The sequence below is a fragment of the Methylorubrum rhodinum genome, assembly GCF_014199935.1.
Classification (GTDB): Bacteria; Pseudomonadota; Alphaproteobacteria; order Rhizobiales; family Beijerinckiaceae; genus Methylobacterium; species Methylobacterium rhodinum.
In genome coordinates, this window is record NZ_JACHOP010000014.1 from 18,828 (window position 1) to 33,995 (window position 15,168).

Annotated in this window: 13 protein-coding genes; 7 read left to right on the top strand and 6 right to left on the bottom strand. The window is 70.7% G+C overall.

The window, feature by feature from the left end; all coding sequences use genetic code 11:
- Nucleotides 1–92 precede the first annotated feature (92 nt).
- On the top strand, nt 93–1,205 hold the full coding sequence (locus tag HNR00_RS15615; RefSeq protein ID WP_183570925.1) for an AI-2E family transporter: 1,113 nt from the start codon (nt 93–95) through the stop codon (nt 1,203–1,205).
- A 12-nt stretch (nt 1,206–1,217) separates the two neighbouring features.
- Here the strand turns inward: HNR00_RS15615 and kdoO are convergent, their stop codons facing one another.
- Complete coding sequence (gene kdoO, locus HNR00_RS15620) at nt 1,218–2,087, bottom strand: Kdo hydroxylase KdoO (RefSeq protein ID WP_183570927.1); 870 nt, start codon at nt 2,085–2,087, stop codon at nt 1,218–1,220.
- Between the two features lie 227 nt (nt 2,088–2,314).
- Here kdoO and HNR00_RS15625 point away from each other — a divergent pair, with 227 nt between their 5' ends.
- Genes HNR00_RS15625 through HNR00_RS15635 form a run of 3 tightly spaced genes read left to right on the top strand, consistent with a single transcriptional unit; the run spans nt 2,315 to nt 3,538 of the window.
- Nucleotides 2,315–2,785, top strand: a complete 471-nt coding sequence (locus HNR00_RS15625; RefSeq protein ID WP_183570929.1) for an RNA polymerase subunit sigma-70 — start codon at nt 2,315–2,317, stop codon at nt 2,783–2,785.
- Between the two features lie 4 nt (nt 2,786–2,789).
- Entirely contained in the window at nt 2,790–3,194 is a 405-nt protein-coding gene (locus tag HNR00_RS15630; protein ID WP_183570931.1) for a cupin domain-containing protein, read from the top strand.
- A gap of 47 nt (nt 3,195–3,241) precedes the next feature.
- Complete coding sequence (locus HNR00_RS15635) at nt 3,242–3,538, top strand: hypothetical protein (RefSeq protein WP_183570933.1); 297 nt, start codon at nt 3,242–3,244, stop codon at nt 3,536–3,538.
- Between the two features lie 530 nt (nt 3,539–4,068).
- Here HNR00_RS15635 and HNR00_RS15640 read toward each other — a convergent pair.
- Nucleotides 4,069–4,323 carry a hypothetical protein gene (locus HNR00_RS15640; protein ID WP_056245438.1) on the bottom strand — a complete coding sequence of 85 codons (255 nt, stop codon included), beginning with the start codon at nt 4,321–4,323 and terminating at the stop codon, nt 4,069–4,071.
- Between the two features lie 112 nt (nt 4,324–4,435).
- On the opposite strand from HNR00_RS15640, the gene HNR00_RS15645 reads away from it, so the two are divergent.
- Nucleotides 4,436–5,038 (top strand): phospholipase A2 family protein, encoded by a 603-nt coding sequence (locus HNR00_RS15645; protein WP_246390700.1) that lies wholly within the window; start codon nt 4,436–4,438, stop codon nt 5,036–5,038.
- Nucleotides 5,039–5,048: 10 nt separating this feature from the next.
- Here HNR00_RS15645 and HNR00_RS15650 read toward each other — a convergent pair whose 3' ends face one another.
- The 3 genes from HNR00_RS15650 to gltX form a co-directional block, all read right to left on the bottom strand.
- Nucleotides 5,049–6,860 carry a cation:proton antiporter domain-containing protein gene (locus HNR00_RS15650; RefSeq protein ID WP_183570935.1) on the bottom strand — a complete coding sequence of 604 codons (1,812 nt, stop codon included), beginning with the start codon at nt 6,858–6,860 and terminating at the stop codon, nt 5,049–5,051.
- A gap of 249 nt (nt 6,861–7,109) precedes the next feature.
- Nucleotides 7,110–8,399, bottom strand: a complete 1,290-nt coding sequence (gene gltA / locus HNR00_RS15655) for a citrate synthase (RefSeq protein WP_183570937.1) — start codon at nt 8,397–8,399, stop codon at nt 7,110–7,112.
- A gap of 213 nt (nt 8,400–8,612) precedes the next feature.
- Nucleotides 8,613–10,037, bottom strand: coding sequence for a glutamate--tRNA ligase (gene gltX, locus HNR00_RS15660; protein ID WP_183570939.1), 1,425 nt, complete (start codon nt 10,035–10,037; stop codon nt 8,613–8,615).
- A gap of 147 nt (nt 10,038–10,184) precedes the next feature.
- Here gltX and HNR00_RS15665 point away from each other — a divergent pair, with 147 nt between their 5' ends.
- On the top strand, nt 10,185–12,428 hold the full coding sequence (locus HNR00_RS15665) for a ComEC/Rec2 family competence protein (protein WP_183570942.1): 2,244 nt from the start codon (nt 10,185–10,187) through the stop codon (nt 12,426–12,428).
- Here HNR00_RS15665 and lexA read toward each other — a convergent pair.
- Nucleotides 12,422–13,147: a transcriptional repressor LexA gene (gene lexA / locus HNR00_RS15670; protein ID WP_183570944.1), complete on the bottom strand. Its 726-nt coding sequence runs from the start codon at nt 13,145–13,147 to the stop codon at nt 12,422–12,424. The two genes, HNR00_RS15665 and lexA, sit on opposite strands and share 7 nt — an antisense overlap.
- A 460-nt stretch (nt 13,148–13,607) precedes the next feature.
- On the opposite strand from lexA, the gene HNR00_RS15675 reads away from it, so the two are divergent.
- On the top strand, nt 13,608–14,765 hold the full coding sequence (locus HNR00_RS15675) for an alpha/beta hydrolase (protein WP_183571084.1): 1,158 nt from the start codon (nt 13,608–13,610) through the stop codon (nt 14,763–14,765).
- Nucleotides 14,766–15,168 lie beyond the last annotated feature (403 nt).

The window sequence follows — 15,168 nt, forward strand, 5'->3', positions numbered from 1 at the left end:
GCCCGGCACGCACGAGGGCTGGTCCGCGCCCGCCCTCGCCATAGGTTGGCCGGCGCACCGCTCCGTCGCGGCGGCGTCGCGAGAGCCGGCCCATGTCCCCCACCACCGAAACCGGGCCGCGGCCCCTCTCCCCGGACCATCGGGAGAGCGAGCGGACGCAACGTTTCTTCCGCGCCGCCCTGACGGTCGCCCTGCTCGGGCTCGGCCTCTACATCCTGTCGGACTTCTTGCGCGCACTGGTCTGGGCCGTGGTGCTCGCGGTGGCCCTGTGGCCGCTCTACGCGCGCGCCCGGCGGCGATTTCCGCCGGGACGGCACGACATCCTGTGGCCGGCGCTCTTCACCGGGCTCGTGGCGCTCGCGCTGCTGCTGCCGGTGGTGGCGCTCGCGGTCGAGGCCCTGCGCGAGGCGCACGACGTCCTGGCCTATGCCCGCGAGGCCGAGCGCAACGGCATTCCGGTGCCGGATTTCGTCGCCCACCTGCCCTACGGCGCGCAAGCCGTCGCCGATTGGTGGAACGCGCATCTGGCGCATGCCGGCTGGGCGCAGGAACTGAGCGAGCGGCTCAACACCGCCTCGAACCGCGATTTCGGCCGCACCGTCGGCAAGGGCATCGTCCACCGGGTGGTGCTCGTCGGCTTCTGCCTGCTCGCCCTGTTCTTCCTGTTCCGCGACGGCCGGGCGCTCGCCGAGCAGGGGCTCAGGGCGAGCCGGCGCCTGTTCGGTCCGCACGGCGAGCGTGTCGCCCGGCAGATGGCGGCCTCCGTCCACGGGACCGTCGACGGCCTCGTGCTGGTCGGCCTCGGCGAGGGCGTGCTCCTCGGGATCGTCTACTATTTCGCGGACGTGCCGCACCCGGTGCTGCTCGGAGCGGTGACGGCGGTCGCCGCGATGATCCCGTTCGGCGCGCCCCTGGCCTTCGGGCTCGCCGCATTGCTGCTGGTGGCGAAGGGGGCCGTGGTGCCGGCCGTCGTCGTCGTGGCGGCGGGCTTCGTCATTACCTTCGTCGCCGACCACGTCGTGCGGCCGGCGCTGATCGGCGGCACCACCCGCCTGCCGTTCCTGTGGGTGCTGCTCGGGATTCTCGGTGGCGTCGAGACTTTCGGGCTCGTCGGCCTGTTCGTCGGGCCGGCAGTGATGGCGGCGCTGATTTTGCTGTGGCGGGATTTCACCGGCACCCATGACGCGCCCGCAGCAGCGAAATGACCGCGTGCCCGCTCAGTGCTTGAGCGGCCGCCCCAGCTTCCTCGCAAGTATCCGCTGCGGCGCCTTCTCAGGGTCGGCCTGATCGGCGACCGCGAGATAGCCGGTCTGCTCCAGCATGTAGCGCCCGCCCATGGCACCGTGCATCACGAGGTCCGAAAAGGTCACCCAGGTCTCGCCGGGCTGGAAATGCACGTCCGCCTGCGGGGCGCGGGCCTGATAATCGAGGTCGCGCTTCAGGGCGTCGTGCAGGTGCAGCATCAGGTGGTCGTATTCCGAGCGCTTGGCCTTGGTGATCTTGAGCGCGGCGAGCAGGCTCGCCGAGAGGCCGGAATAGCCCGGAAGCTTCGGCAGGAATTTTTCCGCCATCTCGCCGAAGCCCTCGCCGACGCGCCAGTGGCGCGGTTGCCCCTCGGCGTTGATGTTGCGGAAGATGCGCAGGATGCGCCGCTCGCCGATCGGGTTCGAAGGGAAGGCATCGACGTGCATGCGGGTGTCGTCGCGCCGCCAGCTCAACTTGCGCTTGTCGACGTCGAACGGGCGGTAGGAGGTGCCGGCGAGGCTCACCTTGCCGGCATAGGCCGGGAGGTAGGTGGCGATCAGCTCTTCCGCAAAGCGACGGTAGCGCACCAGCAGGGCGCGGAGCCGCGCCTGCTCCTCTTCGCTGCCCGCGGCGCCGCGCAATTCGGCGGTCTCGCTGCGAATCGCGACGTTCTTGGCCTTGCCGTCGGCGAACGGACGCTCGACGAAGCGTTGCTCGAACGTGTCCAGGGGGAAGTCGAGATCGCGGAACACCAGCACCGAGCCGCTCTCCAACGCCTCGACCAGGCCGGGCACCCCCGGATTCGCCTCGCTGCGGGAGACCGGGAGGATGGGGCTGATCATGTCGAAACGGCTCTCGCGCGATCCTGGGGCGCCAGCGGTTTACCCGAGCCGGTCGCTCGGTGCCAAGCCGGCAGGGTCGCGACGGGCATCCGTGGTGGAAAGGCGGCCGTGTTCGCGTTTTGCCCCTTGCCACGCCCATCGCGCGCGCGTCTCCTGGCCGGCAACTTCGGGCATGAGCGCGGCGTTTCGCCGGCAGGCCCGTTTCGAGATCGGGCGAGGAGCCGGACATGGCGACGCTGAAGGAGTTCGAGGAGGCCTTGCGCGAGCACGGCATGCACATGGCGCTCGCCCTCTTGGAGCGCCTGCGCGAGCGCGACCGGCAGACCCGCACGATCCGCCCGGCCCGCCGCCTGACCGGCCAGAAGATGACGCCCGAACTCGCCCGCCAGATCCAGGAACTGCACGCCGCCACCGGCATGACCCAGCAGGAGATCGCCTTCAAGGTCGGGGTCAACCAGGGCCGGGTCAACGAGGTGCTGAAGCGCGGCAAGTGGCTCGACGACGATCCGCACGCCCCCGAGGCCGTCGCCCGCGACCGGGCCAAGGCCCGCATGCGCGCCGACCCGAAGCCGCGCCCGACGCGGGTCATCGGCAAGTCGGCGGGCAAGACCGTGGCGAAGTCGGGCGCCAAAGCGGGGGCGAAGGCGGCCCCGCGCAAGCCGGCGCCGCAGGGACAGTTCGCCTTCGGGGACCTGTGAGGCGATGACCGACCCCGTCTGCCGCGTCGTGCGTCCGGGCGAGACCTTCACCGGCAAGCAGGACCTGCTCTACGCCCCCGGCATCTCGGCGGAATCGGTCGGCGCCCGGGGCCTGCACCTCCAGATGGTGACGATCCCGCCCGGCGCGCGGGCCAAGGCGCACAAGCACGAGGGCCACGAGACCGCGATCTACGCGCTCAGCGGCATCTCCCGGATGTGGTGGGGTGAAGCGTTGGAGCACCACGCCGAGCTGAAGCCCGGCGACTATCTCTACATCCCGGCGGGCGTGCCGCACCTGCCCTACAATCCGAGCGCCACCGAGCCCTGCACGGCGATCATCGCCCGCACCGACCCGAACGAGCAGGAGAGCGTCGTTCTGCTGCCCCACCTCGACGGGATACATCCGTGAGGCCGGCCCGTTGAGAGGGCAATTCGCTCTCTCCCGGATCGAGTCCCATGCGCCTCGCCCTCGCCACCGCCCTGCTCGCCGCCGGTCTGACGCAAGCGGTGGCCCAGCGCCTCTCGACCGTCGACCTCACCTGCGCCCAGGCTCGCAACGTGGTGCTGCGCCAGGGTGCGGCGGTGCTCGGCACCGGCGGCCAGACCTACGACCGCTTCGTGCGCGACCGCAATTTCTGCGAGCCGACCGAGATCGGCCGCCGCGCCTTCGTGCCGGCCCGCGACACCCCGGCCTGCTTCGTCGGCTTCACCTGCTACGAGCCGAGCCGCAACGACCGTTTCGGGGACTTCTGATTCCCTTGGTGGCCTTGCTCCCATCCACACTCTCATCCTGAGCTCGACTTTGGCCAAACATGCGACTGTGCAGAGGGCACAGGAGCGCCGATCAGCAGGGGTTGAGCGTGCCGCGCCTGGGCGTGCCGCCACGAGCGGTGGACGAACAGCGGCGCGAACGCCAGGATGATCCCGGCGAAGCGGGCAGGCAGGACCGGCATCGGGCGTCTCTTGGCGGGGACACCTCAAGCCTACCCGTCACACCCCCTTCATCACCCCGAAAAGACACAGCCCGATTGGCCGAAGTCGAGCTGAGGATGAGAGGGGGCCCGGAAACGCCCGCCCGGCCTTCCAACCCACACTGTCATCGCGAGGCGGCGCCGAAGCGATCCAGGGCGCGCGTTCTGCGGAGACGGTGAGACCACGCCGACGACGGGGCCGCGCGCGACTTTTCCTGACCATGCGGAGCGCTGGATTGCTTCGGCTCCGCCTCGCCACGACGGAGAGAGGCGGGAGCCGAAGGTCCGCGGCAATCCGCGAAGGCTCGACAATCAGCCCTTCTTGCCCTGTTGCTTGAAGGTCTGGATCGCGTTCTGGCAGCCCGGCGAGAGCTTGGCCATGTTCTTCTGGAAGCAGGCCTGGACCTCGGGGCCGTCCTCGGGCGGCAGGCCGGCGCAGTGGAGGGTGAAGTCGCCCATGCATTGCTGCTGCAGCACCGCCTTGTCTTCCGGCGACATCGGCGCGGCGAGCGCCGCCGAGGCGAGGCCGGTGAGGAGGGCGGCGGACAGCATGAGACGAACCGGCATGGGGGCTTCGACCTTTCGAGGAAATCCCTTCAGAAAGTCGCGAGGCCGGCAAAGCGTTGCATTGAGCCGGGCCGGAACGGGAGACTGACGCCTCGCGTTGAGGAGGCCGCCAATGGAGCCCGCCTTGCGCCCCGCCCTCGTCCTTCTCGCAACGATGCTTCTGGCCGCGCCGCAGGCGGCGCTCGCTCAAGGCTCCGCGGCGCCGAGCATCGTCGAGGAGGTGCCGGCGACCGAGGACGACGTAGCCCCCGGCCCGCCCCCGCCCCTGCCCGATCTCGCCGACCCGAACGGGCGCGCCGGCACGGCGCTGAACGAGCCCGACGAGCGCTCCGGCATCCCCAAATCCCTGCGGGCCTCCGGCTCGCGGGCGGGCGGACCGGCCAACGAGTTGAATCCTGGCGGCCGCACCGAGGCGCCCGCGCCGCCGAAGGGTGAACTCGTCAACGTGCTGGCCGGCCGCGCGCTGTTCCACGGCCATTACTGCGGCAAGGGCAACCGCGGCGAGGGGATTGCGCCGATCGACGCGCTCGACGCCGCCTGCATGCGCCACGATGCCTGCTACGGCACCGCCGGCTACAGCTCCTGCGCCTGCGACGCGACGCTCCGGCGCGAGGCGACCCTCGTCTCGGACGATCCCTCGGTGCCGCTGGAGACGCGGCGCCGGGCGCTCAGCGTGACCCAGGCCGCCGCGGCGATGGCGTGCAGCCAGCCTTGACGGGGGGTGGTTACTCCGTCTCGTCCCGGCGCTGGCGCAGTTCGGGGGCGGGAAGCTCCGGCTCGGTCGAGGGGGCGACCTGGCTCTCGGTGCGGCTGGTGTCCACGAACAGGCGGGCCTCGCCCTCGCGCACGCCGAGGCTGCGCAGGGCGTAGGTCATCATGCCGAGGGCCAGTTCGCGTTCGGCCATGAGCACGAGGCCGACGCCGTCCTCCTCCAGGCGGCGCCGCTCGGCGTCGCTGTGGGTGCGCACCACGCTGTCGATGCCGGGGTTGGCCGCCCGCGCCTTGGCCAGCAGGCGTCGGCCCTGGTGCGAATCGGGCGTGGCGACGACGAGGAGGCGGGCGGAGGCGATGTCGGCGGCCTCCAAGATGCCCGGCGCGCCGGCCTCGCCGAACACCGCGGGCACGCCCTCGGCCCGCAGTTCCTCGACCCGGCGGCGGTCGCGCTCGACCACGACGTAGGGCAGGTTCCAATCGGCGAGCGCCCCGGCGATGGCGCTGCCGACCCGGCCGTAGCCGACGAGCACCGCGTGGCCGCGCATCCCCGGCCCGTGCCCGGCCACCGGCAGGGCGGCGGCGTGCCGACGCTCCATTCGGCGGCGCAATTCGGGCCGCTCGCCGAGCCACGCCGAGGCCCGCTCGGCCAGCGCGAAGAACAGCGGGTTGAGGGTGATCGAGAGCAGCGCGCCGCCGAGGATCAGGTCGCGGCCGGGCTCCGGCAGCAGCTTCAGACTGATGCCGAGCCCGGCCAGGATGAACGAGAACTCGCCGATCTGCGCCAGACTCGCAGCGATGGTGAGCGCGGTGCCGACGGGATGCCCGAAGGCCAGCACGATGGCGATGGCCGCGAGCGACTTGCCGACGACGATGACGCCGAGGACGCCGAGCACGGACAGCGGCTCGCGAATCAGGATGCCGGGGTCGAACAGCATCCCGACCGAGACGAAGAACAGGACCGCGAAGGCGTCCTGCAACGGCAGGGAATCAGCCGCGGCCTGATGGCTAAGGTCGGATTCGGCGAGCACCATGCCGGCGAAGAAGGCGCCGAGCGCGAAGGACACGCCGAACAATTCGGACGAGGCGAAGGCGATGCCGACCGCCGAGGCCAGCACCGCCAGCGTGAACAGCTCGCGCGAGCCGGTGCGCGCCGCGAGCCCGAGCAGATACGGCACGAAGCGCCGCCCGCCGATCAGCATCACGGCCATGAACACGCCGACCTTGGCGAGCGTCAGCCCCAGCGTCGTCCACAGGCCGAGGAGCGCGCCGCCCTGGGCGTTCTGGGGCGCCACGCCGCCGAGGGAGGGCGCGAGCGCGGGCAGCAGCACCAGCGCCAGCACCATGGCGAGGTCCTCGACGATGAGCCAGCCCACCGCGATGCGGCCCTTGTCGCTGTCGAGCAGGCCCCGCCCTTCGAGGGCCCGCAGCAGCACGACGGTGCTGGCGACCGAGAGCGCCAGCCCGAACACGATGCCGGCCCCGAGCGACCAGCCGAAGGCGGCGGCGAGCCCCGCCCCCATGGCGGTGGCGGCGGCGATCTGCACCACGGCGCCGGGCAGCGCGATGGCGCGCACCGCCATCAGGTCCTTGAGCGAGAAGTGCAGGCCGACGCCGAACATCAGCAGGATCACGCCGAGTTCGGCGAGTTGGGCTGCGAGCTCCGGGTCGCCGACGAAGCCCGGCGTGAACGGCCCGATCGCGATCCCGGCCACGAGGTAGCCGACCAGCGGCGGCAGCCGAAGCTTCTGCGCCGCCATGCCGCCGATGAAGGCGCCGACCAGCCCCAGCGCGATGATCGAGATGAGTCCGGTGGCGTGATGCAACGCGAATGCGCCCCTGCGGAGCGGCCTCTCGCCCCGTGGTTCCTTAGAGCGCATTCCGACGAAGTGGACACCGGTTCGTCGGGAGAATGCGCGGCAAAACAAGGACCGAGAGCCGCCGGCCTGATGCAATCAGGACGGATACGGCTCTAGCGCAAGTCTTCGGCCCCTGTCCGCACCCGCATCGGCCCCGGAAGGCGGCGTGTGCCGAAGGTCACGCTCGTCTTCCGGGGGCCGGGGCCGTCGAACGTCTCAGCCGCGCTGGCCGATCGCCACGTAGTCGCGGCGGTCCGGGCCGACATAGAGCTGGCGCGGGCGACCGATCTTCTGGGACGGATCCTCGATCATCTCGGCCCACTGCGCGATCCAGCCGACCGTGCGGGCCAGCGCGAACAGCACCGTGAACATCGAGGTCGGGAAGCCGAGCGCCTTGAGCGTGATGCCCGAGTAGAAATCGATGTTCGGGTAGAGCTTCTTCTCGATGAAGTATTCGTCCTTGAGCGCGATCTGCTCGAGCTGCACCGCGACTTCGAGCAGGTCGTCCTTCAGCCCGAGTTCGTTCAGCACCTCGTGGGTGGTCTTCTGCATGATCCGAGCGCGCGGGTCGTAGTTCTTGTAGACCCGGTGGCCGAAGCCCATCAGGCGGAAGGGATCGTTCTTGTCCTTCGCCTTGGCGACGTATTTCTGCACGTTCTCGGGATGCCCGATCTCCGTCAGCATCTTGAGCGCCGCCTCGTTGGCGCCGCCATGGGCCGGCCCCCACAGGCAGGCGATGCCGGCGGCGATGCAGGCGAACGGGTTGGCGCCCGACGAGCCCGCCAGACGCACCGTCGAGGTCGAGGCGTTCTGCTCGTGGTCGGCGTGCAGGATGAAGATCTTGTCCAGCGCGCGGGCGTAGATCGGGTTGATGACGTATTCCTCGCACGGCACCGCGAAGCACATCCGCAGGAAATTCGAGGTGTAGTCGAGGTCGTTCTTTGGATACACGAACGGCTGGCCGATGGTGTACTTGTAGGCCATCGCCGCGAGCGTCGGCATCTTGGCGATCATGCGCAAGGAGGCGATCATGCGCTGGTTCTCGTCCGAGATGTCGGTCGAGTCGTGGTAGAAGGCCGAGAGCGCGCCGACGCAGGCCACCATCACCGCCATCGGGTGGGCGTCGCGGCGGAAGCCCTGGAAGAAGCGGTTCATCTGGTCGTGCACCATGGTGTGGCGCGTGACGCGGTAGTCGAAATCGGCCTTCTGGGCCGAGGTCGGCAACTGGCCGAACAGCATCAGGTAGGCGGTCTCGAGGAAGTCGCCCTGCTCGGCGAGTTGCTCGATCGGGTAGCCGCGATAGAGCAGAATGCCCTCGTCGCCGTCGATATAGGTGATCTTCGATTCGCAGGAGGCGGTGGAGGTGAAGCCCGGATCGAAGGTGAACTTGCCGGTCTGGGCGTAGAGCTTGCCGATATCGACCACGTCGGGGCCGATGGTACCGGACTTGACGGGGAGCTCGACGTGTTTGTCGCCCACGATGATGGTGCTGGCGGAAGCGCTCATGGGAACGCGGACCTTTCTCGCGACGGGGACAGCACCGGACCGGAAGCCGAACCGCCTCCCGCTCCGTTGTGGCGCCGCAGCGGGACGCTGCGCCTGCTCACTGGAATACCGGGTTAGCGGATCGGCTCCCGCCCAGCAACGGGCGGGTGCCACCCGTCCTTCGCAGATGCGAGATCCGGGCCGATTTGTCACCGGCGGTGCAGCAGCCCGGCCTCAGGCCGCGACGCGATCCCGCAGCCGCGCCAGCGACTCGTCGCGGCCGAGCACGGCCAGCACGTCGAAGACCGGCGGCGAGGTCGCCCGCCCGGTCAGCGCCGCCCGCAGCGGCTGGGCGATCTGTCCGAGCTTGACCCCGGCCTCCTCGGCGAAGCGACGTACCGCGGCCTCGGTGGCCGCCGCCGACCACTCGGGCAGCGTCTCGAGGGCGGGAATCAGGGCGCGCAGCCGCTCCGGCGCCTCGCCCGCCAGCAGCGCCTCCGCCTTGGCGTCGAGCGCCAGCGGGCGCGGGGCGTAGAGGTAGAAGGCGCTGTCCAAGAGTTCGACCAGGGTCTTGGCGCGCTCCTTCAGCCCCGGCATCGCCGCGATCAGTTTTGCACGCAACGCCGGCGTCAGCTCCGTCGGCAGGCCGCGCTCGGGGCCGCGGGCCGGCAGGATCGCCTCGATGGCATCCACCAGCGCGGTATCATCGCTGCCGCGGATGTAGAGGCCGTTGACGCTCTCGAGCTTGGTGAAGTCGAACCGCGCCGCCGACCGGCCGATCGCCTTCAGGTCGAAGGCCGCGACCATCTCCTCGGTGGAGAAGATTTCCTGGTCGCCGTGGCTCCAGCCGAGGCGGACGAGGTAGTTGCGCAGCGCCGCGGGAAGGTAGCCGCGGTCGCGGTACTCCTCGACGCCGAGCGCGCCGTGGCGCTTCGACAGCTTGGCGCCGTCCGCCCCGTGGATCAGCGGGATATGCGCCATCGCCGGCACGTCCCAGCCGAGCGCGCGGTAGATCTGGCTCTGGCGGGCGGCGTTGGTGAGGTGGTCGTCGCCGCGGATGATCTGGGTCACGCCCATGTCGTGGTCGTCCACCACGACGGCGAGCATGTAGGTCGGCGTGCCGTCGGAGCGCAGCAGCACGAGGTCGTCGAGGTCGCGGTTGGCCCAGGTGACGCGGCCCTGCACCCCGTCCTCCACCGCGGTCTCGCCCTCGGTCGGCGCGCGCAGGCGGATCACCGGCTTGACGCCGGCCGGCGCCTCGGCGGGGTCGCGGTCGCGCCAGCGCCCGTCGTAGCGCGGCGCCCGGCCCTCGGCGCGGGCGGTCTCGCGCATCTGCGTCAGCTCGTCGGCGGTGGCGTAGCAATGGTAGGCGTTGCCGGAGGCCAGAAGGCTCTCGGCGACCGCGCGGTGGCGGTCCGCGCGGGCGAACTGGTAGATCACCTCCCCGTCCCAATCGAGGCCGAGCCAGCGCATCCCGTCGAGGATCGCGTCGATGGCCCCTTGGGTCGAGCGATCGCGGTCGGTGTCCTCGATGCGCAGCAGCATCCTGCCGCCGAAGCGCCGGGCATAGAGCCAGTTGAACAGGGCCGTGCGCGCGCCGCCGATATGGAGAAAGCCCGTGGGCGAGGGCGCAAAGCGCGTGACGACGGGTGCCGACATCGATCTTTTCTTGAATAAAACGTGGGATTTCGGGAGGGCGACCGCGGCCGCTCTGTCGCGGGCGTGTAGCACGAGGATGCGGATGCGTTAAGAAATCGTCATCGGTGCCCGCCGCATGGGCACGGCGCCGGCACGGGGTGCGGCATCATGGCGGAGGAGAGCGGCAGGGCGGTGCGGGGGGCGCTGCCCGCGCTCGCCGCCGGCCGCCTCCCCGCCGCCGCACGGTTCTTCGAGGTTGCTGCGGCCGAGTTCCGCGGCGGGCTCGCCCGCGAGGCGGAGCAGCGGCGGCTGTTTCCGTGGCTCGCCGTCGCCTTCGGGGCCGGCATCCTCGTCTTCTTCACCGCGACCGACGGGACGCCCTCCCTCGCCGCACCGCTGATCGCGGCGGCCCTCTGCCTTGGACTGACGCCGTTGCTGCGGGCGCGGCCGGTCTGGCTCGGCGTGATGCTGGGGCTCGCCGCCGCCTTCCTCGGCTTCGCCGCGGGCGTCCGGCGCGTCGCCTCGGTCGCAGGACCGGTCCTCGCCCGCACCACCATCGCGCCGCTCACCGGCGTGGTGGAGGCGCTGGACGAGCGCGAGGGGGGCGCCCGGCTCATCGTACGGGTCGAGAGCTTCGGCGACCTGTCCGAGGCGGCGCGCCCGCGCCGCGTCCGCGTCTCCTACCGCACGGCTCAAGTGTTGCGGCCGGGCGATTCCCTCCGCGCCACCGCCCGCCTGCTGCCGCCGCCGGAAGCGGCGCGGCCCGGCGGCTACGATTTCGCCCGCGACGCCTATTTCCGCGGCATCGGCGCCGTCGGCTCGCTCACCGGCAAGGTCGAGGTTCTTCCACCGTCGGCGCCGCTGGCGACCGAACTGCGCCTGGGAGCGTCGATCGACGAGGCCCGCAACGTCCTGACCCGCCGCATCACCGAGGCGATCGGCGGACAGGCCGGCGCGGTCGCCGCCGCCCTGGTGACCGGCAAGCGCGGGCTGATCTCGGAGGAGACCAACGCCGTGCTGCGGGCAGCCGGCATCTACCACGTCGTCTCCATCTCCGGCTTGCACATGGTGCTCGCCGCGGGCGTGGTGTTCTGGCTGGTGCGGGCGGGCCTCGCCCTCGTGCCGATCCTGGCGCTCGCGGTCCCGATCAAGAAGATCGCGGCCGGCGTCGCCATGGTGGGCGTGACCGCCTACTGCGCGTTCTCCGGTTGGGACGTGGCGGCCGAGCGGGCGCTGATCATGACGCTGGTGATGCTCGGGGCGATCCTGGTCGACCGGCCGGCGCTCAGCATGCGCAACCTCGCGCTCGCCGCCATCCTCGCGCTCGCCCGCGAGCCGGAGTCGCTGCTCGGCCCGAGCTTCCAGATGTCGTTCGGAGCGGTGGCCGGGCTGATCGCCTGCGCGCCGCTCCTCGACGGGCGGTTTTTTCGCCGGGAGGGCGGCTCGTGGCCCGCCCGCGCCCTGTCCTGGCTGATGACGGTCGGCGTCGGCACGTTGGCGACGACGCTGGTCGCGCAGATCGCCACCGCGCCGTTTGCGACCTACCATTTCCAGACGGTGCAGCCCTTCGGCCTCGTCGGCAATGCGCTGACGCTGCCGCTGGTCTCGCTCGCGGTGATGCCCGCGGCGGTGCTCGGGATGCTCGCCTACCCCTTCGCCCTCGACCGACCGGTCTGGTGGCTGATGGGGCTCGCCGTGCGCGGCATGCTCGCCATCTCCGCCTGGATCGCCGGCTTCGGTCAGGCCAACGTCGTGCTGCCGGCCTTCGGCACCGGGGCGCTGATGCTGCTTGCCCTCGCGCTTCTGCTCGCGACCCTGCCGGTCTCGCGGCTGAAGGCGCTCGCGGTCCTGCCGGCCGCCTGCGGACTGGCGCTGGCCGCGACCCCGGCGCGCTTCGACCTCTACATCGACCGCGACGGCGCGGGTGCGGCGCTCCGCGGGGCCGATGGGCGCCTCGCCGTACTCGGGAGGCCGCCGGCCTTCGTGCTGGAGCAGTGGCTGAAGGCGGACGGCGATTCGCGCCCGGCCGCCGACGTGAGCGGCGGCCCGGACGTGCGCTGCGACCGCCTCGGCTGCACCATGACGGCCACGGACGGCCGCAAGATCGCCCTGGTCACCGACAAGCGCGCCTTTGCCGAGGATTGCGCCCGCGCCGACATCCTGATCACGCGCCTGACCATCCCGCCGGGCTGCGTCGCGCCGCTGCGCATCGACCGGGCCCATCTCGCGGCGCAGGGCGCGACCGCGATCCGCCTCGGCCCGGCGGGACCCGAGATCGTCACCGCCCGAGGCAGCGGCACGCCGAGACCCTGGCAGGCGCGGCCCACCACCGGGCCGCCGCCCTCCCCTCCGGCGACCGGCGGTGCGTTCGCACCCGAGCCCGCCGACCCGTCGCCGGAATCGCTTCAGTAGCGGCGCACGAGGCTGACGAGCTTGCCCTGGATGCGCACCCGGTCGGGCCCGAGCACGCGGGTCTCGTAGGCCGGGTTCGCGGCCTCCAGCGCGATCGAGGAGCCGCGGCGGCGCAGGCGCTTCAGGGTCGCCTCCTCATCGTCGATCAATGCGACGATGATGTCGCCGTTGTTGGCGGTCTCCTGCTTGTGGATCACCACCAGATCGCCGTCGAGGATGCCGGCCTCGATCATCGAATCGCCCCGCACCTCGAGCGCGTAATGCTCGCCGCCGGCCAGGAAGTCCGGTGACATCGCGATGGTGTGGCTCTGGCTCTCGATCGCCGAGATCGGCGTACCGGCGGCGATCCGGCCCATCACCGGCACGATCACCGGACGGCCCTCGCCGTCCTGCGCCTGAAGGAGCGGCGCTTTCGGCGCGGGGGGCTTGCCGGACAGCCCACCCTCGACCACGCTCGGGGTGAAGCGGCGCGGTTCGGCGGGAGCGGCCGGCTTGGCGGCGGGCGCCTCGGGCATGCGCAGGATTTCGAGCGCACGCGCCCGGTTCGGCAGGCGGCGCAGGAAGCCGCGCTCCTCCAAGGCCATGATCAGGCGGTGGATGCCGGACTTCGACTTGAGATCGAGCGCGTCCTTCATCTCGTCGAAGGACGGGGGGACGCCGCTCTCCTGCATCCGGGCCTGGATGAACTGGAGCAGTTCGAGTTGCTTGCGGGTCAGCATGCGGCACCTGCTGTCGGGGGCGGCCGAAGCGCTCCCCGATCGTCGAAAAACAAATCGCGAACAGGCTAGACGTTCCCCACCTGTTCCGCAAGGGCGTCCTCGGCCGCTCCGGTGGTGCTGGGGCGATTCTCGATTATCGGGGGATCGCTTGCCGTCGCTCATTGGCGAAGGCCGAAAAAATGCCAGGAAGGGCAGACGTTTAGGCTTTTGCCGACGGGAAGCTCGAACGTCCGAGCCGAAGCTCGCCAGATAGCGACGGAAATTTACCTAAACACCTGCAAAAATTGATGCTTTTCCGTTGTCGGCGGGGAATGCAGCGGTGTCGGACGTTCCAGGGGCGCATTCCCCTCGGATGAAGAGGTTTGGACCGCAGGCGTTTCGGTCGCCTCGCCCGGAGAATCTGCTATTCAGGCGGTCACGGCCCCGTGTGGCCGATCCGATCGTGCCGTTCGAGAGTGAAATGCGCCCGAAGTCCGGTTTCGGCCTCGCCGCCATGCCCGCCATCATGGGTATGCTGGCCGCCCTCGCGGCCGCGCCGGCGCAGGCCGCCACGCCGCCGGTGCAGCCCGCCGAGGGGCCGGGGGGCGTCGGCGACAAGAGCGCCACCATCGCCAAGCGCGCGGTCGGCAAGGCGAGCGCCGCCACCTTCGTGTTCCACAAGGCCGGCCCCGCGCCCTCCGGCGGGCGGCCGGTGGCGGTGTTCCTGCACGCCTGGGGCGCGGCCAACCCGCAGGCCTACGGCGCCTGGATCGACCATCTCGCCCGCAACGACTGGCTGGTGCTGTTTCCCCGCTTCCAGGAACTGAACCGCACCAAGCCCTCCGACGCGCCGGCCATCGCAGCCCGCCTCGTCAAGTCGGCGCTCGCCGACCTCGCGAGCGATGCCGACGCCAAGCCCGATACCGGCCGCCTCGCCCTGATCGGGCATCTGGCCGGCGCGCCGCTCGCCGCCCACATCGCGGCGGAGGCCGCGCAGAACGGCCTGCCCGCGCCGAAACTCGTCTTCGCGGTGATGCCCGGCGGCATCGCCCGCGACGCCAAGTCCCGCGGCATCCCGCTGGGTGAGCTGAACACCATCGATCCCGGCACGATGCTCGTCACCCTGATCGGCGACAAGGACGCTCGCGCCGCCGACGCCGCCGCGCGCAAGATCTTGCGCGATGCGACCGCGGTGCCGGCCGAGCGCAAGCTGTTCGTGCGGGCGCTGTCGGACGATCACGGCTTCCCGGCGCTCACTGCCACGCTCGCCTCGCCCGCCGGGCTCGACGCAGCCTACGATTCGGGCGCGATCAAGCTGCCGCCGGACCCGCCCGGCGAGAAGCCGCCGCCGTTCCGCTGGTCGGCCGACATGGCGCTGTCCGGCGAGCAGACCCAGCTCGTCGCCCAGATCAACAACGCGCGCGCCGACAGCCTCGATTTCCTCGCCTTCTGGCGCAGCTTCGACATGGCGGCGGCGGCCGCCTTCACGGCCAAGGACGCCGCCAGCCTCAAGGCCAACCCGGCCTTCAGCGACATGCAGCGTTGGAGCGACGGCTGGCCGGTGAAGCGCCTCGGCGTGGAGGTGCCCAAACCCCACGCCCCGGCGAGCCCTGGCGCGAGCAGCGGGCGGCAGCCATGAGAGCGCGTGCCGTCCGCACCGTTTCCCGTCGGTTCGCTGCGGCGTGAGGTTTCGCAAGATTTCCGGCTGCCCAGAGGGAGTTTTTGACCCCACGAAAGTATATCAGGTAATGATGCCCGTTCATCGACAAGGACACGACGGCAATCGCTAGAGCATTGATCCGGAAATTGGGGTTCGGCTTGCCTAAAAAGCAGATGCGACACTAGACAATGCTTTAGAATTGTCCATTTGAAAATCGAAGATTGCCAAAAAAGGCGAAAGTATATTGTATTTCAGCGGAATTGAAGGGCTTCGGTACGATTCGCGCGCTCCTGCGCTGGACGGGCGCGAGGGGATCGCGCCGGTCGGCCGGCCCGCCGACGTGGCTCCAGCCTTCAGAACCGTCTCCCGATCCGGCACTTCA

Excerpts from the sequence above, each read along its gene's own strand:
- HNR00_RS15615 (WP_183570925.1), top strand. The coding sequence starts at position 93 with ATGTCCCCCACCACCGAAACCGGGCCGCGGCCCCTCTCCCCGGACCAT.
- kdoO (WP_183570927.1), bottom strand. The coding sequence starts at position 2,087 with ATGATCAGCCCCATCCTCCCGGTCTCCCGCAGCGAGGCGAATCCGGGG.
- HNR00_RS15625 (WP_183570929.1), top strand. The coding sequence starts at position 2,315 with ATGGCGACGCTGAAGGAGTTCGAGGAGGCCTTGCGCGAGCACGGCATG.
- HNR00_RS15630 (WP_183570931.1), top strand. The coding sequence starts at position 2,790 with ATGACCGACCCCGTCTGCCGCGTCGTGCGTCCGGGCGAGACCTTCACC.
- HNR00_RS15635 (WP_183570933.1), top strand. The coding sequence starts at position 3,242 with ATGCGCCTCGCCCTCGCCACCGCCCTGCTCGCCGCCGGTCTGACGCAA.
- HNR00_RS15640 (WP_056245438.1), bottom strand. The coding sequence starts at position 4,323 with ATGCCGGTTCGTCTCATGCTGTCCGCCGCCCTCCTCACCGGCCTCGCC.
- HNR00_RS15645 (WP_246390700.1), top strand. The coding sequence starts at position 4,436 with ATGGAGCCCGCCTTGCGCCCCGCCCTCGTCCTTCTCGCAACGATGCTT.
- gltA (WP_183570937.1), bottom strand. The coding sequence starts at position 8,399 with ATGAGCGCTTCCGCCAGCACCATCATCGTGGGCGACAAACACGTCGAG.
- gltX (WP_183570939.1), bottom strand. The coding sequence starts at position 10,037 with ATGTCGGCACCCGTCGTCACGCGCTTTGCGCCCTCGCCCACGGGCTTT.
- HNR00_RS15665 (WP_183570942.1), top strand. The coding sequence starts at position 10,185 with ATGGCGGAGGAGAGCGGCAGGGCGGTGCGGGGGGCGCTGCCCGCGCTC.
- lexA (WP_183570944.1), bottom strand. The coding sequence starts at position 13,147 with ATGCTGACCCGCAAGCAACTCGAACTGCTCCAGTTCATCCAGGCCCGG.
- HNR00_RS15675 (WP_183571084.1), top strand. The coding sequence starts at position 13,608 with ATGCGCCCGAAGTCCGGTTTCGGCCTCGCCGCCATGCCCGCCATCATG.